At 72.3% G+C, this 21,758-nt stretch carries 27 protein-coding genes; 16 read left to right on the forward strand and 11 right to left on the reverse strand.

Features of this window, described 5'->3' with window-relative positions; genetic code table 11:
- The first annotated feature begins 20 nt into the window (after positions 1 to 20).
- From phnC to ACFU8V_RS13820, 5 genes are read left to right on the forward strand one after another with little or no spacing between them, the layout of a single operon-like run.
- Positions 21 to 848 carry a phosphonate ABC transporter ATP-binding protein gene (gene phnC, locus ACFU8V_RS13800; RefSeq protein WP_303708793.1) on the forward strand — a complete coding sequence of 276 codons (828 nt, stop codon included), beginning with the start codon at positions 21 to 23 and terminating at the stop codon, positions 846 to 848.
- The gene (locus ACFU8V_RS13805; protein ID WP_303708794.1) at positions 845 to 2,641 is read left to right on the forward strand and encodes an ABC transporter permease; all 1,797 of its coding nucleotides are present in this window, start codon (positions 845 to 847) and stop codon (positions 2,639 to 2,641) included. The genes phnC and ACFU8V_RS13805 overlap by 4 nt, the downstream gene beginning before the upstream one ends.
- Positions 2,638 to 3,774: a TIGR03364 family FAD-dependent oxidoreductase gene (locus ACFU8V_RS13810; protein ID WP_378872140.1), complete on the forward strand. Its 1,137-nt coding sequence runs from the start codon at positions 2,638 to 2,640 to the stop codon at positions 3,772 to 3,774. The genes ACFU8V_RS13805 and ACFU8V_RS13810 overlap by 4 nt, the downstream gene beginning before the upstream one ends.
- Positions 3,771 to 4,478, forward strand: coding sequence for an HAD family hydrolase (locus ACFU8V_RS13815; protein ID WP_315106846.1), 708 nt, complete (start codon positions 3,771 to 3,773; stop codon positions 4,476 to 4,478). Before ACFU8V_RS13810 ends, ACFU8V_RS13815 begins: the two co-directional genes overlap by 4 nt.
- A gap of 9 nt (positions 4,479 to 4,487) precedes the next feature.
- Positions 4,488 to 5,576 (forward strand): alcohol dehydrogenase catalytic domain-containing protein, encoded by a 1,089-nt coding sequence (locus ACFU8V_RS13820; RefSeq protein ID WP_062765436.1) that lies wholly within the window; start codon positions 4,488 to 4,490, stop codon positions 5,574 to 5,576.
- A gap of 4 nt (positions 5,577 to 5,580) precedes the next feature.
- Here ACFU8V_RS13820 and ACFU8V_RS13825 read toward each other — a convergent pair whose 3' ends face one another.
- Positions 5,581 to 6,090: a CinA family protein gene (locus tag ACFU8V_RS13825; protein WP_062765433.1), complete on the reverse strand. Its 510-nt coding sequence runs from the start codon at positions 6,088 to 6,090 to the stop codon at positions 5,581 to 5,583.
- 266 nt (positions 6,091 to 6,356) lie between these two features.
- Here ACFU8V_RS13825 and ACFU8V_RS13830 point away from each other — a divergent pair, with 266 nt between their 5' ends.
- Positions 6,357 to 7,034 carry a DUF6766 family protein gene (locus tag ACFU8V_RS13830; protein ID WP_062765430.1) on the forward strand — a complete coding sequence of 226 codons (678 nt, stop codon included), beginning with the start codon at positions 6,357 to 6,359 and terminating at the stop codon, positions 7,032 to 7,034.
- Here the strand turns inward: ACFU8V_RS13830 and ACFU8V_RS13835 are convergent.
- Positions 7,010 to 7,543, reverse strand: a complete 534-nt coding sequence (locus ACFU8V_RS13835) for an FHA domain-containing protein (RefSeq protein ID WP_062765427.1) — start codon at positions 7,541 to 7,543, stop codon at positions 7,010 to 7,012. The two genes, ACFU8V_RS13830 and ACFU8V_RS13835, sit on opposite strands and share 25 nt — an antisense overlap.
- 198 nt (positions 7,544 to 7,741) lie before the next feature.
- Here ACFU8V_RS13835 and ACFU8V_RS13840 point away from each other — a divergent pair, with 198 nt between their 5' ends.
- The 3 genes from ACFU8V_RS13840 to ACFU8V_RS13850 all read left to right on the forward strand — a co-directional run bounded on the left by ACFU8V_RS13840 (position 7,742) and on the right by ACFU8V_RS13850 (position 10,069).
- Positions 7,742 to 8,080, forward strand: a complete 339-nt coding sequence (locus ACFU8V_RS13840) for a hypothetical protein (protein ID WP_062765424.1) — start codon at positions 7,742 to 7,744, stop codon at positions 8,078 to 8,080.
- A 112-nt stretch (positions 8,081 to 8,192) separates the two neighbouring features.
- On the forward strand, positions 8,193 to 9,092 hold the full coding sequence (locus ACFU8V_RS13845; RefSeq protein WP_062765420.1) for an SDR family oxidoreductase: 900 nt from the start codon (positions 8,193 to 8,195) through the stop codon (positions 9,090 to 9,092).
- A 59-nt stretch (positions 9,093 to 9,151) separates the two neighbouring features.
- Entirely contained in the window at positions 9,152 to 10,069 is a 918-nt protein-coding gene (locus tag ACFU8V_RS13850; RefSeq protein WP_062765416.1) for a DMT family transporter, read from the forward strand.
- 22 nt (positions 10,070 to 10,091) lie between these two features.
- Here the strand turns inward: ACFU8V_RS13850 and ACFU8V_RS13855 are convergent, their stop codons facing one another.
- Together ACFU8V_RS13855 and ACFU8V_RS13860 are read right to left on the reverse strand one after the other, a co-directional pair.
- On the reverse strand, positions 10,092 to 10,856 hold the full coding sequence (locus ACFU8V_RS13855) for a membrane protein insertase YidC (protein WP_062765412.1): 765 nt from the start codon (positions 10,854 to 10,856) through the stop codon (positions 10,092 to 10,094).
- Positions 10,857 to 10,920: 64 nt separating this feature from the next.
- Positions 10,921 to 11,193 (reverse strand): DUF6412 domain-containing protein, encoded by a 273-nt coding sequence (locus tag ACFU8V_RS13860; RefSeq protein ID WP_062765409.1) that lies wholly within the window; start codon positions 11,191 to 11,193, stop codon positions 10,921 to 10,923.
- Positions 11,194 to 11,286: 93 nt separating this feature from the next.
- On the opposite strand from ACFU8V_RS13860, the gene ACFU8V_RS13865 reads away from it, so the two are divergent.
- The 3 genes from ACFU8V_RS13865 to ACFU8V_RS13875 are packed head-to-tail and all read left to right on the forward strand — an operon-like array spanning position 11,287 to position 12,999.
- A complete protein-coding gene (locus tag ACFU8V_RS13865) occupies positions 11,287 to 12,324 on the forward strand; it encodes an NAD(P)H-dependent flavin oxidoreductase (RefSeq protein WP_378872148.1) in 1,038 nt (345 codons plus the stop codon).
- Positions 12,325 to 12,355: 31 nt separating this feature from the next.
- Positions 12,356 to 12,613, forward strand: coding sequence for a type II toxin-antitoxin system prevent-host-death family antitoxin (locus ACFU8V_RS13870; protein WP_315106869.1), 258 nt, complete (start codon positions 12,356 to 12,358; stop codon positions 12,611 to 12,613).
- Positions 12,610 to 12,999: a type II toxin-antitoxin system VapC family toxin gene (locus tag ACFU8V_RS13875; protein ID WP_315106871.1), complete on the forward strand. Its 390-nt coding sequence runs from the start codon at positions 12,610 to 12,612 to the stop codon at positions 12,997 to 12,999. The genes ACFU8V_RS13870 and ACFU8V_RS13875 overlap by 4 nt, the downstream gene beginning before the upstream one ends.
- An 11-nt stretch (positions 13,000 to 13,010) precedes the next feature.
- On the opposite strand, the gene purU is transcribed toward ACFU8V_RS13875, so the two are convergent.
- Positions 13,011 to 13,862, reverse strand: coding sequence for a formyltetrahydrofolate deformylase (purU, locus tag ACFU8V_RS13880; protein WP_062632982.1), 852 nt, complete (start codon positions 13,860 to 13,862; stop codon positions 13,011 to 13,013).
- A gap of 83 nt (positions 13,863 to 13,945) precedes the next feature.
- Between purU and ACFU8V_RS13885 the strand changes: the two genes are divergently transcribed.
- Positions 13,946 to 15,160 carry a cation:proton antiporter gene (locus tag ACFU8V_RS13885; protein ID WP_062632981.1) on the forward strand — a complete coding sequence of 405 codons (1,215 nt, stop codon included), beginning with the start codon at positions 13,946 to 13,948 and terminating at the stop codon, positions 15,158 to 15,160.
- Complete coding sequence (locus ACFU8V_RS13890) at positions 15,157 to 15,627, forward strand: hypothetical protein (RefSeq protein ID WP_062765395.1); 471 nt, start codon at positions 15,157 to 15,159, stop codon at positions 15,625 to 15,627. The genes ACFU8V_RS13885 and ACFU8V_RS13890 overlap by 4 nt, the downstream gene beginning before the upstream one ends.
- Positions 15,628 to 15,705: 78 nt before the next feature.
- Here the strand turns inward: ACFU8V_RS13890 and ACFU8V_RS13895 are convergent, their stop codons facing one another.
- From ACFU8V_RS13895 to ACFU8V_RS13915, 5 genes are read right to left on the reverse strand one after another with little or no spacing between them, the layout of a single operon-like run.
- Positions 15,706 to 15,891 (reverse strand): hypothetical protein, encoded by a 186-nt coding sequence (locus ACFU8V_RS13895; RefSeq protein ID WP_062765390.1) that lies wholly within the window; start codon positions 15,889 to 15,891, stop codon positions 15,706 to 15,708.
- Between the two features lie 45 nt (positions 15,892 to 15,936).
- Entirely contained in the window at positions 15,937 to 16,653 is a 717-nt protein-coding gene (locus ACFU8V_RS13900; RefSeq protein WP_315106878.1) for a GMP synthase, read from the reverse strand.
- A gap of 40 nt (positions 16,654 to 16,693) precedes the next feature.
- On the reverse strand, positions 16,694 to 17,443 hold the full coding sequence (locus ACFU8V_RS13905; protein ID WP_378872154.1) for a LysR substrate-binding domain-containing protein: 750 nt from the start codon (positions 17,441 to 17,443) through the stop codon (positions 16,694 to 16,696).
- A 10-nt stretch (positions 17,444 to 17,453) separates the two neighbouring features.
- Positions 17,454 to 17,729 (reverse strand): hypothetical protein, encoded by a 276-nt coding sequence (locus ACFU8V_RS13910; protein WP_249521608.1) that lies wholly within the window; start codon positions 17,727 to 17,729, stop codon positions 17,454 to 17,456.
- Positions 17,726 to 19,288: a PspC domain-containing protein gene (locus tag ACFU8V_RS13915; protein WP_303708808.1), complete on the reverse strand. Its 1,563-nt coding sequence runs from the start codon at positions 19,286 to 19,288 to the stop codon at positions 17,726 to 17,728. The genes ACFU8V_RS13910 and ACFU8V_RS13915 overlap by 4 nt, the downstream gene beginning before the upstream one ends.
- Positions 19,289 to 19,402: 114 nt before the next feature.
- Here ACFU8V_RS13915 and ACFU8V_RS13920 point away from each other — a divergent pair, with 114 nt between their 5' ends.
- Both ACFU8V_RS13920 and ACFU8V_RS13925 read left to right on the forward strand, forming a co-directional pair.
- On the forward strand, positions 19,403 to 20,629 hold the full coding sequence (locus ACFU8V_RS13920; RefSeq protein WP_378872158.1) for a PspC domain-containing protein: 1,227 nt from the start codon (positions 19,403 to 19,405) through the stop codon (positions 20,627 to 20,629).
- The gene (locus tag ACFU8V_RS13925; protein WP_378872161.1) at positions 20,622 to 21,281 is read left to right on the forward strand and encodes a LuxR C-terminal-related transcriptional regulator; all 660 of its coding nucleotides are present in this window, start codon (positions 20,622 to 20,624) and stop codon (positions 21,279 to 21,281) included. The genes ACFU8V_RS13920 and ACFU8V_RS13925 overlap by 8 nt, the downstream gene beginning before the upstream one ends.
- Before the next feature lie 6 nt (positions 21,282 to 21,287).
- On the opposite strand, the gene ACFU8V_RS13930 is transcribed toward ACFU8V_RS13925, so the two are convergent.
- A complete protein-coding gene (locus ACFU8V_RS13930; protein ID WP_025102471.1) occupies positions 21,288 to 21,695 on the reverse strand; it encodes a DapH/DapD/GlmU-related protein in 408 nt (135 codons plus the stop codon).
- Positions 21,696 to 21,758: the final 63 nt, after the last annotated feature.

A 21,758-nucleotide genomic window follows, 5' to 3' on the forward strand; every position in this document is an offset into this window, starting at 1 on the left:
GCCTGACGACAGGAGAAGCCATGACCGCGGCATCCGACACCCTCATCCGCCTCGCCGGCGTCACGAAGACCTTCGGCAGCACCACCGCCCTCAAGGACGTCACGCTCGAGGTGGCGCGGGGAGAGATCGTCGTGCTGCTCGGGCTCTCCGGTTCCGGCAAGTCCACGCTGCTGCGGCATCTCGACGGCCTGGAGCTGCCCAGCTCCGGGTCCATCGAGGTGCTCGGCGCGTCCGTTCCCTCGATGAAGGGGCGGGCGCTGCGACAGCTTCGCAGCAGCGTGGGCTTCATCTTCCAGCAGTTCGAGCTCGTGCCCTCGCTGACCGTGCTGGAGAACGTGCTGACCGGGTCGCTCTCGCGGATGCGCGGCCCGCGGCTCGGGCTGTGGAGCTACCCCCGCGCCGCGAAGCTCACCGCGCTGGAGCACCTCGACCGCGTCGGCCTCCTCGACCGCGCCTACCAGCGCAGCGACACCCTGTCCGGCGGCCAGCAGCAGCGCGTGGCCATCGCCAGGGCCCTCATGCAGAAGCCGGCGATCCTCCTGGCCGACGAACCCGTCGCCTCCCTCGACCCGGAGTCGAGCGAGCAGGTGATGACCCTCATCCGCGAGATCGCCGCCGACGAAGGCCTCACCGTCGTGTGCAGCCTGCACCAGGTCGACCTCGCGATCAGCTGGGCCGACCGGATCGTCGGGCTCCGGCACGGCGAGGTCGTCCTGGACACCCCGACGGACGGACTCACCAAGGGCGAGGTGATGGAGATCTACGGCCGCGTCGCGACGACCACGGCGGAGATCCGCGCCGTGCAGGTGGAACTCGTCGACGCCGTGACCACGGTGGCGGCGTCATGACGGCGGTGGAGGCCTCGACACGGGGCGCTTCGACAGGCTCAGCGACCAAGGGAAGCGGCTCAGCGACCCAGGGCGCTTCGACAGGCTCAGCGAACCAGCGAAGGGGGAGCGTCGCGGAGCGGGCGCCGAAGCGGCCGCTCTCGGCGGAGCGCATCGCGGCGGGGCTCACCCTCGTCGTCCTCGTCGTGCTCGGCATCGTCGCGGTGCGCGACGTGGGCATCTCGATCCCCGCGATGGTGCAGAGTTGGGGCAACGCCGAGAACTTCCTCGCCCGGGTCGGCGGACTCTCCTTCCCCGCGCCGGCCGACCTCGCCGGGCTCATCGCCCTGACCGTCGGCCTCGTGCTCGTCGGCACGCTGCTGGCGGCCGTGCTCTCCGTGCCGATCGCCTACCTCGCCGCTGCGAACACCACCCCGGGCGCCGGCTGGCGCGCGGCGGCCCGCTTCCTCGGCGTCCTCACCCGTGCCCTGCCGGACGTCGTGCTGGCCATGGCCTTCGTGCTGATGTTCTCGCTCGGCACGCTGCCCGGCATCCTCGCGATCGGCATCCACTCGATCGGCATGATCTCCAAGATGTTCGCGGACGCCATCGAGCAGATCGACGAGGGGCCGCGTCTCGCGATCCGCGCCGCCGGCGGCTCGAAGCTCCAGGAGTTCACGGCGGGCATCCTCCCGCAGGTGATGCCGAGCTGGGTGGCCACGGTGCTGCACCGCAACGACATCAACCTGCGCGGGAGCGTCGTGCTCGGCTACGTGGGCGTCGCCGGCCTCGGTCTCGAGATGTCCTACGCGTTCAAGGCGCTGAACTACGGCAAGGGTCTCGGGATCGCGCTCGTGATCTTCGTGCTGTGCATCGTGATGGAGATCATCTCGAGCACGGTGCGGGGCGTGATGCTCGGTGAGCAGAAGCAGACCCGTTCCTGGATGGACCGGATCGTGCACCCGCGCCTGCGTCGGCGGTCGCACGCGCCCGCCGAGGGCCGCCCGGCGTGGGCGGCGAGCCCGGAGACCGCGGTGCGTCGTCCGTGGACCGCGCAACGCGTGCGCCACACCGCGGCCGGTGCCGTCGCGCTCCTCGTCGTGATCGGCAGCGTCGTCGTGAGCCAGATCACCTGGTCGGACCTGTTCACCTTCTGGGCGAAGCTGCCCGACGTCGCCGCCCGGTTCTGGCCGCCGTCGTTCGGCAGCTACGACACGGTCGCGATGCTGGAAGCCATGCGGGAGACCGTCGCCATCGCACTCGCCGCCACCGTCCTCACGCTCCTGCCCTCGCTGCTGCTCGGTTCGTTCGCCGCGCGCAACGTCGCCCCGCACGCGGCAGGGCGCGGCACCGCCCGTCTGCTGCTCGTCGGCATCCGCGGCATCCCCGAGCTGATCCTCGCCATCGTCCTCGTCGTCATCACGGGTCTCGGCGCGCAGGCCGGCGTCATCGCGCTCGCGATCGGCGGCATCGGTCTGCTCGGCAAGCTCATCGCCGACTCCTTCGAGGAGGTCGACCGCGGCCCTGAGCGCGCGCTGCGGGCGGTGGGCGCCACACGGATGCAGACGTACACGTCGGCCACGCTGACCCAGGGCACCCGAGCCCTCATCGGGCACAGCTTCTACATGCTCGACACCAACATCCGCGCGGCCACGATCCTCGGCATCGTCGGCGGCGGCGGGGTCGGCTACTACCTGCTGAACGCCAGCCAGGGCTCGCGCTACGAGACCGTCACCGCGATCGTGCTGATGATCCTCGTCACCGTGCTCGCCGTCGAGGGGCTCGCGATGTGGATGAGGAAGGTGTTCCGATGACCGGGGCGAAGAACCCGGACCTCGTCGTGGTGGGGACCGGCATCGTCGGTCTCGGCGCCGCCTTCGCCGCCGTGCGCCGCGGGCTCCGGGTCGTCGTCGTCGAGCGCAGCGCCTCCCCGACCGGCGCCACGATCCGCAACTTCGGCCACCTCTGCATCGGCGCGCAGGGCGGAGAGGCACGGCGATACGCGGATGCCTCCCGAGAGCTCTGGCTGCAGCTCGCCCGGGACGCGGGGTTCTGGCTCCGCGAGTCGGGCACGCTCGTGGCCGCCCGCCACGAGGACGAGTTCGCCGTGCTCTCCGCGGCGGCGCGGGACGGCGGCATCCGGATGCTGGAGGCCGCCGAGCTCCTGGGCCGTGCGCCGCTGCGCCGGGACGGGCTCGTCGGCGGTGCCATCATCGAAGCCGACCTGCAGACGGACCCGCGCACGGCGGCGACCGCGATCGTGCGCCACCTGACGGCACAGGGCGTCGAGTTCCGCTTCCGCACCGCGGTGACGGCCCTCGGCGCGGGACGGGTGGAGACCACGCGCGGGGCGATCGACACCGGGGCGGTCGTCGTGGCCGTCAACCACGACATCGACCAGCTCCTGCCTGAGGTCGCGGAACGGCACGGCGTGGTGCGCTGTGCGCTGGACATGATGCGGGCGGCCGTCTCCTTCCCGCGACCGTTGACCGCGCCCCTGCTGACCGGCTGGTCCCTCATCCGGTACGGGCGGTTCGCCGACAGCCCCGAGGCCCGCACCCTCCGCGAGCGCCTGCACGCCGAGCGGCCCGACCTCGCCGCCCTCGATCTCAATCAGATGTACACGCAGCTGCCGGACGGCACGCTCATCCTCGGAGACTCCCACGCCACCGACGCCGCCCCGTCGCCGTTCCAGCCGGAGGCCGCGTTCACCGCGTTTCTCGACGAGGCCGAGGCCCTGTTCGACGGGGCGGCGCCGCGGGTCATCGAGCGCTGGCAGGGCATGTACGCGAAAGCCCCCGGCGAGTTCCTCGTCGACCGCGGAGACGACGGCGCCCTCGTGCTCGCCGCGACCACCGGCATCGGCATGACCTGCGGTCTCGGGCTCGCCGACCTGCACCTCACCGCCGCCCTCGGCGGCACCCCTGCTCTGGAAGGAACACCATGACCACTCCGATCGAACTCGTCGTCCTCGACATGGCCGGCACCACCGTCCTGGACGACGGCGTGGTGGAGCAGGCGTTCCAGCGCGCCGCCGAGCGCACCGGCGTCGCCGCGCGGCTGCCCTGGGAGGATGCCATCGACTACGTCCGGGAGACGATGGGGCAGTCCAAGTTCGATGTCTTCCTCCATCTCGCGGGCGGCGATGCGAGCGCGGCGCGGCAGGCCACCGCGGCGTTCGAGACCGCATACGCCGAGATCGTCGCCGAGAGCGGCGTCGCGGAGATCCCTGGAGCGGCGGACGCGATCCAGGGGCTGAAGGACGCGGGGCTGACCGTCGTCCTCACCACCGGATTCGCTCCGGTCACGCGACAGGCGCTCATCGACGGGCTCGGGTGGGGAGGACTCGTCGACCTCGCCCTGTCTCCGGTCGATGCCGGCCGCGGACGCCCCGCGCCCGACCTCGTCCTCACCGCCCTTCTGCGGACGGGCGCGTCAGCGGTGCAGGCTGTGGCCGTCGCCGGCGACACCGTGAGCGACGTCGAGTCCGGCCGTCGTGCGGGGGCGGGCTTCGTCGCGGGGGTCCTCACCGGGGCGCACGATCGCGCGGCGCTGAGCGGAGCGGGGGCTGATGCCGTGCTGTCCGACGTCACGGCGCTGCGGACAGCGCTGGCGCAGCGCGAGCTCCTTCCTGCCGTCGCCTCCGTCTGAGGTCGTGTCATGGGAACGGTGCTGATCCGCCCACCCGGCCACCGGAGGGACGTCGCGCTGCGCCCCGCAGCCACCGCGATGGTCTGGATCGGCGAAGGCCACCCGCACGAGACCATCGCCGTCCCCGGGGTCGCGCTCGGTGATCGGGACGTGCTCGTCGCCGTGGAGATGTCGACGATCTGCGGATCGGACGTGCACACCGTGCAGGGCCGCCGGTCCGCGCCCGCGCCCCTCGTCCTCGGGCACGAGAGCGTCGGTCGGGTCATCGCGCTGGGCGACGACGGTGCGGAGGCGGTGGACGGGACCCCGCTGCGGATCGGCGACCGCGTGGTGTGGTCTGTCACGGTGTCGTGCGGCACCTGCGATCGCTGCCGGCGCGGCCTCACGCAGAAGTGCCGGGACCTCGGCAAGTACGGCCATGACCGCGTCGGGGCGCACGGCGACCTGACCGGAGCCTTCGCCAGTCATGTGCAGCTGCGGGCCGGCACCGCGATCGCGCGCGTACCGGAGGCGCTGCCGGCCGCGGTGCTGGCTCCGGCCGGCTGCGCGACGGCGACGGCATGGGCGGCCGTGGCGCGAGCGGCGCGCGACATCGATCTCGACGGTGCCGCGGTGCGCATCCACGGTGCAGGACTGGTGGGGATCAGCGCCGCGGCGATCGCGGCCGAGCACGGGGCCGTGGTCGAGGTGCGCGATCCAGACGACGATCGCCGTGGCTTCGCCGCCCGCTTCGGAGCCACCGCGCTCGACCGTGACCCGGACGTGGTCATCGAAGCCTCCGGGCACGCCGTCGGGGAGGCGCTCGCCGGCGTCGCCGTCGGCGGCACGGTCGTCCTGGTCGGGAGCGTGTTCCCGGCGGCGCCCGTCCCGCTGGAGGCGGAGGATCTCGTCCGCCGTCTCGTCACGGTGACCGGCGTGCACAATTACAGCGCTGACGACCTCGCAGCAGCGGTGTCGTTCCTCGCGGGGCGCGGGCGCGCCTATCCGTTCGCCGAGGCCGTGGGCGCCGTGCGACCGCTGCTCGACATCGACGCCGCTCTCACGGAGGCTGCGGTGCCGGGCGCCCCGCTGCGGGTGGGTCTGGTGCCGGGCCGCTGAGCCCTCAGTCGGAACCGGTGCGCCGGGGCCCTGCGGGATGGAGTCCCTCGGCGTGGAAGGCGAGCAGGCGCACCGCGGCGTCGACGCTCGCCGACAGGATCTCGTCCGGGTCGCCGGTCAGGGCCAGCCTCCGGTGCCCGGCGTCGTCGTTGGTGGCCCAGCCGAGGTACACCGTGCCGGCGGGATGACCGCCCTCCGGACCGGGCCCGCCCACCCCGGTCGTCGAGACGCAGATGTCGGCGTCGAAGAGCTCCCGTGCGCCCCGGGCGAGCTGCTCGGCGCAGGCGGCGGACGTCGGGTCGGTCCCCGGGGTCAGCCCCAGCACCCTCTCCTTGACCTCCGTGAAGTACGCGACGATGCCGCCGGCGAACCACCCCGACGCCCCTTCGCCCGCACCGATCGTGTTCGCGAGGCGTCCGGAGGTGAGCGACTCCGCCACGCTCACGCGCAGACCTCGGCTGCGGGCGAGCTCGCCGAGGTGCTCGAGGTCGGGGGTCTCGTTCGGTGCGGTCATCGGGGCGCTCCTCTCGTCGGTTCCCCCTACGCTACGGACCCCGTGGCGCCCTGTCGCAGGGGATTGACAACGACGCCCGCGTCAAGCCCCTGGAGGGCCGTCGCCCGGCCCGCCATCGTCGAGGAACGTCACACCGACGAAGGAGGCGGACATGGCGGAGGATGCGCGGGACACCGCAGGGATGCGGGCGGTCTTCTGGATCTGGGCGGGGATCATCGGCGTCGGGCTCGCCGTGATGATCGGCCTGCCGCTGGGAGGGCGATGACATGCGCTCGCGGATCAAGGACCACGCCCTCAGCCTCTTCTTCCTCGCCCTCTTCGTGCTGGCTCTGGCCGGACAGGCCGTCGCCGGCTACCTCCGGAACAACGACGAGCTCCTCGACCACGGGCAGCCGACGATCGGCTTCGGAGACTTCCTCTGGTCGTCCGACTTCGCGGTCGACGTCGCCGAGAACTGGCAGTCGGAGTTCCTGCAGTTCTTCCTCTTCATCGCCGCAACGATCTGGTTCGTGCAGAAGGGCTCCCCGGAGTCGAAAAAGCCCGGCGACGAGGGGCCGGGCAGCGATGCCGATCAGCTCGTCGGCGCGCACGCCCGCCCGGACTCTCCGCGGTGGGCCCGGGCGGGCGGGTGGCGAGCGGCGGTGTTCGGCAACTCGCTGCTGCTCGTGATGGGGGCGGTTTTCGTGCTGTCCTGGCTCGCGCAGTCGCTCGCCGGGACAGTGGTCATGAACGAGGAGAACGCGATGCACGGCCTCGCCGCGATCACCTGGGGCGACTACGTGACCAGCTCCGACTTCTGGGACCGCACCCTGCAGAACTGGCAGTCCGAGTTCCTCGCGGTGGGGACGATGGTCGCGTTCGCGATCTACCTCCGCCAGCGGGGGTCAGCGGAGTCGAAGCCCGTCGGCACCCCGCACCATCAGTCGGCCTTGGAGTCCGACTGAGACCGCTCGTCGTTGACGTCGGCCTGGGACAGCCGCTCGTCGTCGGCGTCGTAGCCCGCACGCGCCTCCTGCAGCGGCTGGTCGGAGTACTCGCCGCCCTGGCGTCCACCGAACGGACGGCCGTGGTCGGCGAACTCCTCGCGGGCGAAGACCAGCTCCCACGGGCCCACCGTGAAGCGCGATCCGGTACGCAGCGTCTCCGTGCGGTCGCCCGGGTGGGTCGCGTCGGCATCGGGGTTGGAGTTCATCTCACCGTCGGCGTGCAGGGTCACCACGTACTCGTCACGGTCGTCGTGCACGACCGTCGCGTGCACCGGCTCGGTGTCGGCGAGGCGCAGCTCGTTCCCGGCGGCCGATCCGATGCGGACCTCCTCCATGTCGAGCGCGAACTCGGTGCGCTCGTCGTCGCGCCGCACGCGCAGTCGCGGGTTGCCCGCGCCGCGCTCGGCGTGGGTTGTGCCGGGCGTGTAGCCCTCGTCGGGACGGTCGTCGATGTGGCGGTCAGTCATGGCGGTGCCCTCCTCGGGTGTCGATGATTCGAGGCTAATCGCCGCGCGGATCGCGCGCAGGGCCTTGACTTCGACGCGCGCATCGCCCTCCGGGGCTGATTTGCCGTGCGCCCCGCCCGAGGGCTTACCCTCTACCCATAGGCCGATCCCGGCAGTGTCCGCCGGGCTGAGGACCACCCGACCGAGGAGCATCACCCGATGGGCAAGTTCATCTACGAAGGCAGCGTGAAGACCGAGATCGAGGACCGGGCACTCACGCACCTGCAGCTCGTCATCACGGCCAAGCTGCGTCGCGGCGAGCCGTTCCCGTTCAACTGGCGCGAGGACGCCAGCGTCGGCGGCGGCCGGACCACCGTCTGGATCCAGCCGGGCAGCTCTCTCGTCTTCAAGTACTTCGGCAGCCGCCAGCCCGCGGTCAACCGGGCCTGGGTCGAAGCGCTCGCCTTCACCGCGAATTCCCCCAGCGGGCTCTACCTCGTCCCCGAGCCCGCCGAGGGCGCCGAGCCCCCGCACGGCGACGTCTCCTCCGCCGGCTGACACCTGCTGTCGCGGAGACCGCCCCGGGCTGTCAACCCCCTGCCGTCCCTCCTCCGGACCCACGAGGCTCGATCACGACCTGATCGACAGCCCCATGACAGGAGGAGCGGACATGACCGACACCACCCGCGACGGCGGCCTCACCGACCCCCGACACGCCCACCACGAGGACGGCTTCCCGGCGCAGAGCCAGGACCAGCCGGGCCTCACCGAGAAGACGACCCCGGAGCCGGACCACGGCGAGCAGTCCTACGTCGGCCACGGCCGGCTCGAGGGACGGCGCGCTCTCATCACCGGTGGTGATTCCGGCATCGGACGGGCGGTCGCGATCGCCTTCGCCCGCGAGGGTGCCGACGTGGCCATCGCGCACATGCCCGAGGAGCAGGCGGACGCGGAGGAGACGCTCGCGCTCGTCCGCGAAGCCGGTCGCACCGGCGTCAGCATCCCGGGCGACGTCCGCGAGGAGGCCTTCGCGACCGATGCGGTGCACCGTGCGCGTCGCGAGCTCGGCGGACTCGACGTGCTCGTGCTCAACGCGGCCTATCAGCACGACATCGACGGCTTCGAGAACCTCGACACCGAGAAGATGCGCCGCGTGTTCGACACGAACCTCGCCGGCCTCGTCTTCTCGGCCCGGGCTGCGTTCCCCGACCTCGAGCCGGGATCCAGCATCATCGTGACCTCGTCGGTGCAGTCGGCGCAGCCGTCGCCGGGACTCATCGACTACGCCATGACGAAGGCGGCGCAGGTCGCGTTCGTCAAGGCGCTCGCGGAGGAGGCCGGGCCGCGCGGCGTGCGCGTCAACGCCGTCGCGCCGGGGCCGATCTGGACGCCGCTGATCCCCGCGACCGGATGGGGGCCGGAGCGCCTGGAGACGTTCGGACAGGACACCCCGCTCGGACGCGCGGGGCAGCCCGCAGAACTCGCCGGTGCCTACGTGTACCTCGCCTCGGCGGAGTCGTCGTACGTATCCGGCGCGGTGCTCGCGGTGACGGGTGGCAAGCCGCTCTGATCCGCGCGAGGACGGCGCAGGCGGCGGGGAGGCAGGGCCCCGCCGCCTAAGCTTGTCTGGTGCAGAGACCCGCGGCATCCGGCCCCCTCATGGGCGTCGCGCTCGTCATCGGATCCTGCCTCTCGCTGCCGTTCGGCGCCGCCGTGGCCGCGCAGCTCTTCCCCGTCCTCGGGCCGTGGGGCGTGACGTCGCTCCGCGTCGCGATCGCCGCGCTGCTGCTGGTCGTCATCGTGCGCCCGCGGCCCCGCGCCTGGACCCGGTCGCAGTGGCTCGCCGCCGTGCTGTTCGGGGTGTCCCTGGCCGCGATGAACGGGTTCTTCTACGCGGCGATCGACCGCATCCCCCTGGGGCCCGCCGTGGCCATCGAGTTCCTCGGGCCGCTCGTGCTCGCCGCCGTGCTGACCCGCCGTCTCGCCGACGCGGTCTGGGTGGGCGTGGCCCTGCTGGGCATGGCGCTGCTCGGCGTCGACGGCCTCGTCGGCGCCGAGCCCCTCGATCCGCTGGGCGTCGTCTTCATCCTCATCGCGGCCGGATTCTGGGTCATGTACATCCGGATGAGCGCGCGCGTCGGCGCCCTCATCCCCGGCAGCAGCGGTCTCGCGATGGGACTCGTCGTCGCGGCGGTGCTCCTCATCCCCGTGGGCGTGCCCGCGGCGGCGACGGTGGCGCTGGATCCGCAGCTCCTCCTGCTCGCGGCGGTCACCGCGGTGCTGTCGTCCGTGATCCCGTACAGCTTCGAGCTCGCGGCGCTCCGCCGGCTCCCACAGCGGGTGTTCGGCGTGCTGCTGAGCCTGGAGCCCGCGTTCGCGACCCTCGCCGGGTGGCTCATCCTCGGACAGGACGCCACGCCGCTGCGGCTGCTCGCGGTGGCGCTCGTGATCGCCGCGAGCGTCGGGACGACGCTGGGCGTGCGCCGCGACCGGAGGGGCGACGGCCCCGCGGGACCGTTCACCGCGCCGATCCCGCTTCCCGACTGACGCCCCTCCGCTCGGGCGGCTCTCATGCCCGGACGGCCACCGGCTGCGGCAGCGGGTAACGGCGGCGCAGCATCACCCGCTGCACGAGGGTCCACACCACCGTGACCGTGAGGTAGAGCGCGGCGGCGAGGGGGACGAAGGCCGCGAAGACCGCGGTGAGGTAGTGCAGCGCGGCCATCATCCGGAGCATGCCGGGGGAGCTGAGTGGAGAGTCGTCGCCCTCGACGGGGGCCGGTCGGAACACCCGCCGGGTGACCTCGGCGACGGCGATCATCACGGCCAGCAGCACGCCGAAGACCGCGAACGTCGCCGGGGTCGCGGTGCCGCCGAACAGGGCCGACACTAGGCTCGTGCCGAGCGGGGCGCCGAAGAGGTCGTGGGTGAGCAGCTCGTTCGGGTGTCCGGCGATCTCCGGTCGCAGGAACAGCGTGTAGAGCAGGCCGACGACCGGTGCCTGCGCCAGCACGGGCAGCATCCCGGCGAAGGGCGAGGTGTTCTCGGCGCGGTAGAGCGCCATCATCTCCTGCTGCAGGCGCTCCGGGTTCTTCCGGTGGCGCTGCTGCAGCGCGCGCAGCTTCGGGGCGAGGCGGGCCCTGGTCTGCTCGGCTCGGGCCTGGGAGATGCCGACGGGGATGAGGAGGGCGCGTACGAGGAGGGTCACCAGGACCACGGCGAGGGCGGCGGCGGAGGGGCCGGCGAGGGGTGCGAGAAGGGTGGAGAGGCCGTTCAGGGCACCGTAGGCGGCGTCCAGGAGCGCAGCGAGGGGAGGGAAGGCGAAGATGTCCACGGGAAGGTCCGTTCGATGAGGTCGGGAGGGGTCGGCGAAGGCCGCGCGGTCCCGGTCGGACGGACTACGCGGCGGTCGCGACTCCCGGCGCTCGCGGACGAGGGTGTCCGGCGGCATCCGGATCGCTCTGTGGCAGGAGGGTTCCGACATCGATCGCCCGCAGCGGGTGCGGGGCATCGGCGGAGGCCTGGTGGCGCACGCTCAGCACGAGCGCGAGCGTGAGGACCGTGACGGCGAGCAGCGCGATCGCGAGGCCGAGCGCGGCGGCATCCGGCACCGTCACGAGACCGATCGCGGCCGCGACGAAGCCGAGCATCTGCCCGAACCACTCGCTCATGCCGCGAGCTTACCCCGTTCAAATCGCCTGAATAGCTGTATCCGGGCCGCCGATGGAGCCATTCAGGCGATTCGAAGGGCGTACGGTCGGGGTATGGCGACAGAACTTCTGGGAGTCGAGCATCCGATCGTGCTGGGACCGTTCGGGGGGAGCTCGTCGGTGGCGCTGACGGCGGCGGTGAGCGCGGCCGGCGGGCTGGGGTCGTACGGGCTGTACGGGTACGACGGCGACCGGATCCGCGCTGTCGGAGCCGAACTGCACCGCGCCACCGACCGTCCGTTCGCCCTGAACATCTGGCTGCCCCTGGGGGATGAGGTCGCGCCGAACCCGCAGCACGCGGTCTTCGCCCAGGCGCTGGAGCCGTTCTACGAGGCCGTCGGGGTTCCGGTGCCGGCCCGGCCCGAGCGCTACGTCCCCGAGCTCGACGAACAGCTCGACGCGGTGTGGGAGGTCGCTCCGGCCGTGCTGAGCGTGGTGTTCGGGGTGCCGTCCGCCGCTCTCGTCACCGAGGCCCGCGACCGCGGCATCCGCGTCGTGGGCACCGCCACCACGGTCGCGGAAGCCGTCGCGCTCGCCGAGGCCGGAGTCGATGCGGTCGTCGCCTCGGGAGCCGAGGCGGCCGGGCACCGGGTGTCGTTCCTCCGCCCCGCGGCCGAGTCGCTCGTGGGCACCGTCGCGCTCGTGCCGCAGATCGTGGACGCCGTCGACGTGCCCGTCATCGCCGCGGGCGGGATCGCGGACCGCCGCGGGGTCGCTGCGGCCTTCGCCCTCGGTGCCTCCGGCGTGCAGGTGGGGACGGCGTTCCTCGCGACCGCCGAGTCCGCCGCGACGGCAGCGCACCGCGACGCCATCCGGACCACCGCCGCCGACCAGACCGTGCTGACCAGGGCGATGAGCGGACGCCTCGCCCGCGGAGCCCGCAACCGCGCGGTGCGGGCGATCGAGGCGAGCGGCACGATCGCCCCGTTCCCGATGCAGAACTGGCTCACCGGACGCTTCCGCACGGCGGCGGGGGAGCAGAATCTCGGCGAGCTGCAATCGCTGTGGATGGGGCAGGCCGCCCCGCTCGCGCGCGGGACCGCCGCTGCCGAGGTCTTCGCGGAGCTGGCAGCCGGAGTCCCCGGCCGGTGAGGAACGCCAGGTTCCTGGCTAGAATGGCGTCATGTCCACGCAGAGCGTCTTGGAAGCGCGCAACAACCTCTCGCGCCTGATCGCCGAGTCCCAGGCGGGTGAGGACGTGGTCATCACGAAGCGGGGCACTCCGGTCGCCCGTCTGGTGCCCATCGGGCCGGTCGACGTGGTGCGGAGCGGCCGCCTCCTCGTCGAGTGGATCGAACAGCATCCGCTTCCGCCCCGGCTCGCACGGACCGCCGAGGAGCTGGACGCGCAGGTCGCCGATAACCGGGACGCCTGGGAATGATCTATCTCGACTCGTGCATCCTCCTCTACGCCATCGAGGACCGCGGTCCGAGGGGCGATGCCGTGCGTCGGGCACTCCGCGACGTCGATGACGAGGTGGCGTCGAGTCCGCTGGCGCTCCACGAATGCCTCGTGCTCCCCGCCCGCGAGCGCAATCCGGAGCTCCGCGACCGGTACCTGGCTCTCTTCGAGCGGATGGAGATCGTCGCGCTCGATGCGGCCGCGTTCGTCCGATCGGCCGAGCTCCGGGCCGACTTCGGCCTGAAGACCCCGGACGCGCTGCACCTCGCCGCCGCCCAGCTGTCGGGGTGCACGGAGCTGTGGACGAACGACAAGCGCCTCGCCGCCGCGTCGCACGGGCTCGCCGTGGACATCCTCGACCGCTGAGCGGCGGAGCGCTACAGGATGACGGTCGAGCGGCCGTGCACGATCACCCGGTCCTCGGCGTGCCACTGCACGGCCCGGGCCAGCACCAGACGCTCGACGTCGGCGCCCCGGCTCTGCAGCTCTGCCGCGGACTCGGAGTGCGTGACCCGCGTGACGTCCTGCTCGATGATCGGCCCCTCGTCGAGGTCTGCCGTGGCGTAGTGCGCCGTGGCCCCGATCAGCTTCACGCCGCGCTCCTTCGCCCTGGCGTAGGGGTTCGCGCCGATGAACGCGGGCAGGAACGAGTGGTGGATGTTGATGACCGGGGCTTCGAGGCGCGTGATGAAGTCGTCGCTGAGGATCTGCATGTACCGGGCGAGCACGACGAGGTCGACGTTGCCGCGGAGCAGGTCGAGCTGACGCTCCTCCATCGCCTGCTTGTCCGTCGAGGGGATGTGCACGAACGGCACGCCGAAGGAGCGGACGGCCTCGGCGAGGTCGGGGTGGTTCGAGACGACCATGGTGATGTCGATGTCGAGCTGCCCGCGCTGCGTGCGCCACAGCAGCTCCATCAGGCAGTGGTCGTACTTCGACACGAAGATCGCCACGCGCTTGCGGCGGGCGACGTCGTGCAGCGACCACTCCATGCCGAAGCGCTCGGCGACCGTCGCGATGTCGGCCTCCAGCGCGGGGCGCGCGGCGGCCAGCCCGTCGAGGTGGATGACGGTGCGCTGGAAGAACCGCCCGCCCTCGGAGTCGGTCGAGTGCTGGTCGAGCGAGATGATGTTGGCCCCGTGCTGGGCGAGCACGCCGGCGACCGCGGCGACGATGCCGGGCTGGTCGTCGCAGGCGATCAGCAGGCGGGCGGTATCGGGCTGGGTCATGGCTGCTCCTCGGGGTGTGCATCGATTCTGCCGTGCCGCGCGGGTGGGGAGCGAATCGCCCACAGCGTCGCTACCCTGAGACCGTGGATGCGAGCGACGTCGGACTGGTGCTGATCCCGCTGCTGGCGGTGGCCGCACCGCTTCTGGCTCGCGGCGTCCGCCCGCTCGTCCGGGTGCCGATCGTCGTGTTCGAGCTCGTCCTCGGGATCCTCGTCGGCCCCGCCGTGCTCGGCTGGGTCGAACCGGGCCCCCTTCTGGAGAAGCTCAGCGACTTCGGCCTGGCGGTGCTGTTCTTCGTCGCCGGCTCGGAGATCGACTTCCGCCAGGTGGCCGGGAAGCCCCTCGCCCGGGCGTCGCTGGGCTGGCTGCTCAGCGTGCTGCTGGGCATCGGGCTCGGGTTCTTCTTCGCCCCGGGCGAGGGCATGGTCGTCATCGGGATCGCGTTGAGCTCGACCGCTCTCGGCACGCTGATGCCGATCCTGCGCGATGCGAAGGAGCTGGACACCCCGTTCGGCCGTGCCATCAGCACGATCGGCGCCGTGGGGGAGTTCCTGCCGCTGATCGCGATCTCGATCTTCCTCAGCACCCGGACGACGCCCCTGGCCACGGCGGTGCTGCTGACCTTCGTCGTGCTGGCGGGACTCGCCGTCCTCGTCGCGCACCGGGTGCCGCACGGGCGCCTGCACGGCATCGTGCGCGCGACCCTCCACACCTCCGACCAGTTCGGGGTGCGCTTCGTGATCCTCCTCATCGCGGCCCTCGTCGGCCTCAGCGTGATGCTCGACCTGGACATGCTCCTCGGCGCCTTCGTCGCGGGGGCCATCTGGCGCATCATCATGGCGCGGGCGCCCGAGAAGGATGCGGCGGAGGTCGAGAGCAAGATCGAGGGTCTGGCGTTCGGCTTCCTCGTCCCGGTGTTCTTCCTCTACACGGGGGTGACCTTCGACCTGCAGGCGCTGCTGACGTCTCCCTCGGCGATGTCCCTGGTGCCGGTGTTCCTGCTGGCGCTCCTGGTGATCCGCGGATCGGCCGCCCAGCTGTCCGCCCCGGCGGGCGCGAGCGGACGCGACCGTGCCGCGCTCGGCCTGCTCGCAGCCACCGGGCTGCCGATCATCGTCGCGGTCACAGCGATCGGCGTGGATCAGGACATGCTCGACTCCGGGACCGCGGCCGCGCTGGTCGGGGCGGGCATGCTGTCGGTGCTCCTGTACCCGCTGATCGGGATGACGCTGCGGGGCGATCGTGCGCAGGTCGCGGGCCCGCGCCTTGCCGACCAGACCACGCTGGGGGAGCTGTGACCACCGCCTCCGCCCTGCTGACCCAGGCCGTGCAGGATCTCGCCGGCGCCCCCAAGGAGGGGCTGGGCGAGGAGAAGGACTCGCGCTGGCGCGGGCGTCGGATCGTCCGTGTCGGCGAGGCCTGGCACCTCGGCGTCATCCTGCTCACCGACACGCATGCCCTGGCGACGGCGGAGGTGCTCCGCGCGGCGGACCCGGGGCGTCGGGGATACACCGCCGAGTCGGCGCGCGCACGGGCCGAGCGCCGGGCCCTCGCCCTGCGCGGCGGCTTCCACGAGGGGGATGTCGTGCACGTCGGCTGGAGCGTGATCGACGTCGACGCGGTGGACGCCGGAGGCTCCTCCGGTCCGCTCGCGCTCCTTGACGGCGTGCCGTCGGTGCGCTGGAGTCAGGCGGGCGGTTTCATGCCGCTGGATGCCTACCTGCGCGAGCGCATCCCGCTGCTCCGCGGCGACGCGCCGTCCTGATCTCAGCCGAACGTCTCGGCGTCGACCGTCGCCTCGTCTGTAAGAGCGAGCACATGCGCTCCGACCCACCGCAAGGTGTCAGATCTCTATGCGCGTGGCCCTGTCCGTCAGGCGCCATGGCACCGGAAAATCCGCAATCTTCATGCCATTCGAGGACATGTGACTGACCTCATCGGCATAGGTATCCGCGTCCTCGCGGTTGTCGAAGACGCCGTAGATGCCAGCGTCATCCTCGTCGTCGAACACGATCCATACAGACTTCATCCCTGCATTCTGCCGTCGACGCCACCTCTACGCGCCGGGTATCGCTCAGCCGAACAGCTCGGCGAAGCGGCGGAGCAGAGCGGCGCCCTCGGTGACCGAGGCCGCGAGGACCTCCTGCTGCACCGCGTCGAACTGCGCCGGATCGAAGTACCCCGTCGTGCGGTAGAACGTCATCCGATCGGCGAAGTCGCGCGGCGTCGGCTCGGGATGGAACTGCGCGGCGTACAGGTGCGTCCCCACCCGGTAGGCCTGCACGGGGCAGGCCGCGTTGGTAGCGAGCAGCACGGCCCCCGGCGGAGTCGTCGCGGCGCTCTCCTTGTGCGCGGTGAACACGGTGAGCGCGGGGCCGGACGGGCCGAACACGGGATCGACGGCGCCCTCCGGTGTCGTCTCGATGACCGTCGCGCTCGCCGGCTCCGGCATGGTCGTCACGACCTCGCCGCCGAGGAGCCGGGTGAGCACCCCGATGCTGAAGCAGGTGAAGAACGCGGCGATCCGCTGTTCCCGTGCCGCATGGGCGAGCGTCTCCAGGTCGGCCTCCACCCGCCGCTGCACCGGGGTCTTCTCGACGTCGGTGACGTTGAAGGGAGAGCCGCCGATGACGACGCCGCGGTAGCGGTCGAGGTGGGCCTCGGTCAGCGGCTCGTGCAGCAGATCGAGACGATCGACCACGTCGACTCCGAGCGCCCGCCGGAACGAGGCGTGCTCGGCATCCGCCGCCCCGGTCTCGGGTCGCACGCAGACGTAGAGAAGCGAGGCCATCAGGCGATTCTAACGAGGGGGAGGGTCCGGTCCTGACGGCTCAGCGGGACGAGTTCGCGGTGCGTCCTCGGACGATCCCGACGAACGTCTCGACGTCGGGCGTGGTCCGGTCGCGCGGCCAGGCGAGGGCGACCGTCGAGACCGGGCCGTCGGCGAGGACCCGGTAGTCGGCGTCCTTCCGGTGGTGCAGTCGGGCCAGCGACATCGGCACGAGGACGATGCCGACACCCGTCGCCGCCGTGGCGATCGCGTCGGCGGTCGACAGGGGGCCGCCGCGTGGGGGGATGGTGCCCGGCACCTCCATCGGCCCGAGCACGTCGTCGGACAGGGAGTGCAGCACCTCGCCGTCGAGGTCGGCGGTCGTCAGCTCGTCCGCCGCGAGCAGGTGCGAATCGGTCGAGGCCACGACGACCGGGACCTCGTCGTACAGCGGGATGACGTGCAGGGCGTCGTCGTCCAGCGGGAGGCGCACGAGGGCGGCGTCGAGATCGTCGAGCGCCTCTCGCTGCCCGGAGACCTCGATCGGGACGAGTTCGAGGGCCACGTGGGGCAGGCGCCGCTTCCACGTGTCGATCCACTTGCCCGGCGTCGCTCCGGGCACGGCGCCGAGGCGGAACGTCCGCGGCTCCTCGGGTGCGGCGGTCGGTGCGTCGAACACCACCTTCTCGGCGCGGGGTGCGCGGCGCGGAGCCGGCTTCCCCTGGCGTGAGCCGCTGCCCCCGGCACGGCCCCGGTGGGCGGGTGAGCCCTTGCCGGAGCCCTTCGCGGGTCGTCGTCCCTGGTGCGCCATGGGATCCAGGCTACTCGGCGTCCTCCGAGTCCTCGGCGGGGGAGTTCCGCTGGGTCCGCCGGACCAGTCCGGCGACACCGCCGACGAGGAACAAGGCCCCCGCCGTGAGGAGCACGATCGTGAGCAGGGTGGCGGGAGTCATCGTCCCGACGCCGTCGGCCAGCGCGGCGCGGCGCTCCGTATCGGTGAGGAACCACAGCGCCCCCGCGGCGATCGCGGCGAAGGTCGTCCCCCAGATGACGGCTGCCCAGCGCACCCGGGGTGCGGTGACGGTCTCGGTGCTCATTCCTGGCCCTCCTCGGGCTCCTGCAAGGTCACGACGATGACGCCGCTCGCCTGGTCGATGGTCACGGGCTGGATCGTCGAGGGACTGCCCTCCTCGGCGGAGATGTTCGCGGAGATGACGTTCTCGTCACCCCGCGGCGTGGCGGCGATGACGCCGGTGTCCATGACCATCGGATCGTCCGGATCGACGCGGAGCCAGCTCACCTCCACTCCGTCGCCGACGGTGCCGCGGAGCTGCAGCTGTACGCCGGCGTCGACGAAGATCTCGGTCCGCCCCGACCCCTTCTCGATCTCGATCGGGCGGGGGCCGCCGTCGTGCCGGTGGAGCTGCAGGTACAGGTCGCCGAACGGCTGTCGGACGTGCGCCTCCTGGTTGTTCGTGAGAGAGGCGTACCCGAGGGTGAGGCCGGGCATCGTGGACAGGAAGCCCGTGAGGAGACCCGCGGCCAGCGTCACCACGGTGAGGAAGGCCAGGGCGCCGCTGCGGCGACGGAGGGCTCCGGCCGTGATCATCGCCAGGGCCAGGACCAGCGCGCCGGACAACAGCCCCAGCGCGCCGCCGAAAGCTTCACCGACGGCGAGTCCCACGCCGGCGCCGACGACGATCGCGAGTCCGAGGGCGGTCATAACGAAGGCGAAGCCGGCGCGCGGATTCGACGCGCGGCGGATACGTCGGCGCTCCGCGGCTGCGGCGGCGAACACGGCCGCCTCGGCCTGACGCTCCCGGCGGAGCTGGTCGCGTGCGGCTCGCTCCGCATCCTGCTGCTGGCGGCGCCAGGCCTGATCCTGCTCCTTCCAGGCGGCGTGCTGGGCGCGCCAGGCCTCCAGCGCGGCGGGGTCCTGGGTGCCCGGAGGCAGGGGTGCGGGAGGTGCGGGAATGGCGAGGACGTCGTGCCCGACGGCGTCGGCGAGCGGTACCGAGACCGGACCATCCGTCGCCATGGAGGGAATGGCGTCCGCCCCCGTGGCGGGACCCGAACCCGCGTCGGGGGCGGACGCGGCCGGGGCCGCCGGATCTGCGGAAGCCCCCGCCGGATCCGGCGCGGAAGCGCCCGGAGTGCGGCGCGCGGCACGCACGATGAGGAAGAGCAAGGCGGCGGCGAGCACGAGCCCGACCACCCAGGTGACCGTCGACAGTGCCGACCAGCCGTCGTAGCCGAGGCCGAACAGGCGCCCGGCGAGCGGCGCCGTCGGGAAGAGGCCGATCACGGCGAGGGCGAGGATGCCGAGCTGCACGGGGTCGTACCGGCGCTGCAGCAGATCACGCAGATGCACGCGGCCGTCGACGTCCGGCAGCACGGCCCAGGCGAGGGCGTACAGGAACAGGGCCGGAAGACCGAAGAGGGCGGCGACGACGAGGACCCCGCGCACGATCAGCGGATCGATGCGGAGGCGGATCGCGATGCCCGCCGCGACACCGCCGAGCCAGCCGTCGGTGCGCACCACCCCGAGGCCGGCGACCCACAGCAGGAACCGGTCGGCGCCGCGCGGTCGGCGGGGGGCTTCCGGTGCCGGTGCCTCGTGGTCGGCGGGCGGTGGCGGAGCGGTCGGAATCGTCATGAGTCGATCCTCGCGGTCGGCGGCGCCGCGGGGCCATGGGGGGATCCCCTGAGCGCACCCTGATTCCGCGACAGGGAGGTCCCGGAGAGCGGAGGCGGATGATTGGATGACCGTATGCCCTCCGCCGTCTCCACGCTCCCCGGCCCCGCGCCGGCGACCGCGCGTCCGGCGCTGACCCGTGATCGCGATGCTCTCGTGACCGGAGTGAGCGCCGGGCTCGCACGCCACCTCGGTGTGCGCGTCGGGCTGGTGCGGGCGCTGTTCGTCGCCCTGACGCTCTGCGGCGGCGCGGGTGTGCTCCTGTACGCCTGGTGCTGGACCTTCATGCCGTGGACGGAGGGGACGACGGCGCCGACGCATCGCCTCCCGGTCGCCTGGCTCCTGCTGGTCCCCGCGGCCGTCGGTGCCCTCGTCGTCGTGGTGTGGCGCGGGGGCAGCGACTGGCTGAACGGCTCGATCCCTCCGGGAATGGCGGCCGTGGTCGTCGGCGGCACCACGCTGTGCGCGACCGCCTCCGGGCTGTGGGCCACGCTCATCGATCGCACCGACACGGCCCGCGGCCCTCGGCACACCACCACCGTCCGCATCCTCGCGGTGCTCATCCTCGGCCTCGTGGTCCTCCTGCTCCTCTCGTGGCCGATCGCGCGCTCGGGTGTCGTGCTCGTGCTGCTCCCGCTGGCCGGGCTGGTGGCGGTGGTGGCCTCGGCCCTCATCCCGCGCTGGCGGGAGCTGGCGGGGGAGCGCGTGCGCCGCATCCGGGAGGAGCAGCGCAGCGTCATGGCCGCCCACCTGCACGACTCGGTGCTGCAGACGCTCGCCCTCATCCAGAACCGGGCCGGGGCATCGAGCGAGGCGGCACGGCTGGCCCGCGCGCAGGAGCGGGAGCTGCGTGCCTGGCTGTACGACGGCGATGCTCCGGCGGACAGCGACCTGCCGACCGACCTGCGCGACTACGCCGGAGCGCTCGAGATCGACCATCCGGTCCGGATCGAGGTGGTCTCGGCCGGGCTGTCGGCGGAGCGGGCGAGCGGGGAACTGGCGGCCGCGGCCCGGGAGGCGATGCTGAACGCCGCCCGGCATGCGGGCGGCGAGATCTCCGTCTACATCGAGGGTCGTGTCGACGGCGTCGACGTGTTCGTCCGCGACCGCGGTCCCGGATTCCGGCTCGACGAGGTGCCGGGCGACCGTCTGGGCGTGCGGGAGTCGATCATCGGGCGGCTGCGTCGCGCGGGCGGCACGGGGTCGGTGCGCAGCGACGACGCCGGTACCGAGGTGCATCTGCGCCTGCCCACCGTCTCGTCCCCGGAGCGGGGACCGATCCGACAGGAGCCCCGTGGCTGACCGTCTCCGCGTCGTGATCGTCGACGACCACTCCATCTTCCGCTCCGGCCTGCGGGCCGATCTCGATGCGAGCGTCGAGGTCGTGGGCGAGGCGGCGGACGTGCCCTCCGCGATCGCCGTGATCGAGGAGACGACCCCGAACGTGGTGCTCCTCGATGTGCACCTCCCTGGCGGTGGGGGCGACGACGCGACGGGTGGGGAGGCCGTGATCCGAGGGACGCGACCGTCCACGACGCGGTTCCTCGCCCTGAGCGTCTCCGATGCGGCGGCCGACGTCGTGCGGGTGATCCGGGCCGGGGCGCGCGGCTACATCACCAAGGGGTCATCGGGCCGCGAGGTGAGCGAGGCCGTGCACGCCGTCGCCGAGGGGGACGCGGTGTTCTCGCCGCGGCTCGCGGGATTCGTGCTCGACGCGTTCGGCGCCGTGGCCGGCGAGACCGCCACCGCGACGGACGAGCTCGACCGCCTCTCGTCGCGCGAGCAGGAGGTGATGCGACTGATCGCCCGCGGCTACGCCTACAAGGAGGTCGCCGCCGCGCTGTTCATCTCCATCAAGACCGTGGAGACCCACGTCTCATCGGTGCTGCGCAAGCTGCAGCTCTCCTCCCGCCACGAGCTCACCGCGTGGGCCTCGGAGCGGCGACTGCTCTGAGAGCGGTCAGGCCGCCAGCCAGAGACCCTTCTGATCGGTGGCGACGGTGAGCCCCGCCGCGACCGTCTCGTCGTCGCCGATGCGGGCGCCTCGCACGATGCGGGCCCCGGCGCCGATGTCGGTGCGGACGCCGACGTGCGCGTGATCGCCGACCGCCGCGCCCTGGCCGACGTGCGCGTGGGCGTCGATGTACGCGCCCTCGCCGATCACGGCGTCCTCGTCCACCCACGCACCGCGGGCGACGATGGCCCCCGCTCCGACGCGTGCTCCCGGTTCGATGTAGGCTCCCGCCTCGATGTGCGCCTTCGGATGCACCTTGGCGCCATGCGCGACGAGACCGCGACCGTTGGCGTGCTTGCGGTACCGCAGCGTCGCTCCGTGGTCGTTCTCGATGTCGACGTAGTTCTTGCCCACGATTCCTCCCGTGCTCCGGAGTTCTCCGGATATATCAACAACCACGGGAGGGGGAGATTCATT

The organism is Microbacterium sp. NPDC057658 (assembly GCF_042799975.1).
Classification (GTDB): domain Bacteria; phylum Actinomycetota; class Actinomycetes; order Actinomycetales; family Microbacteriaceae; genus Microbacterium.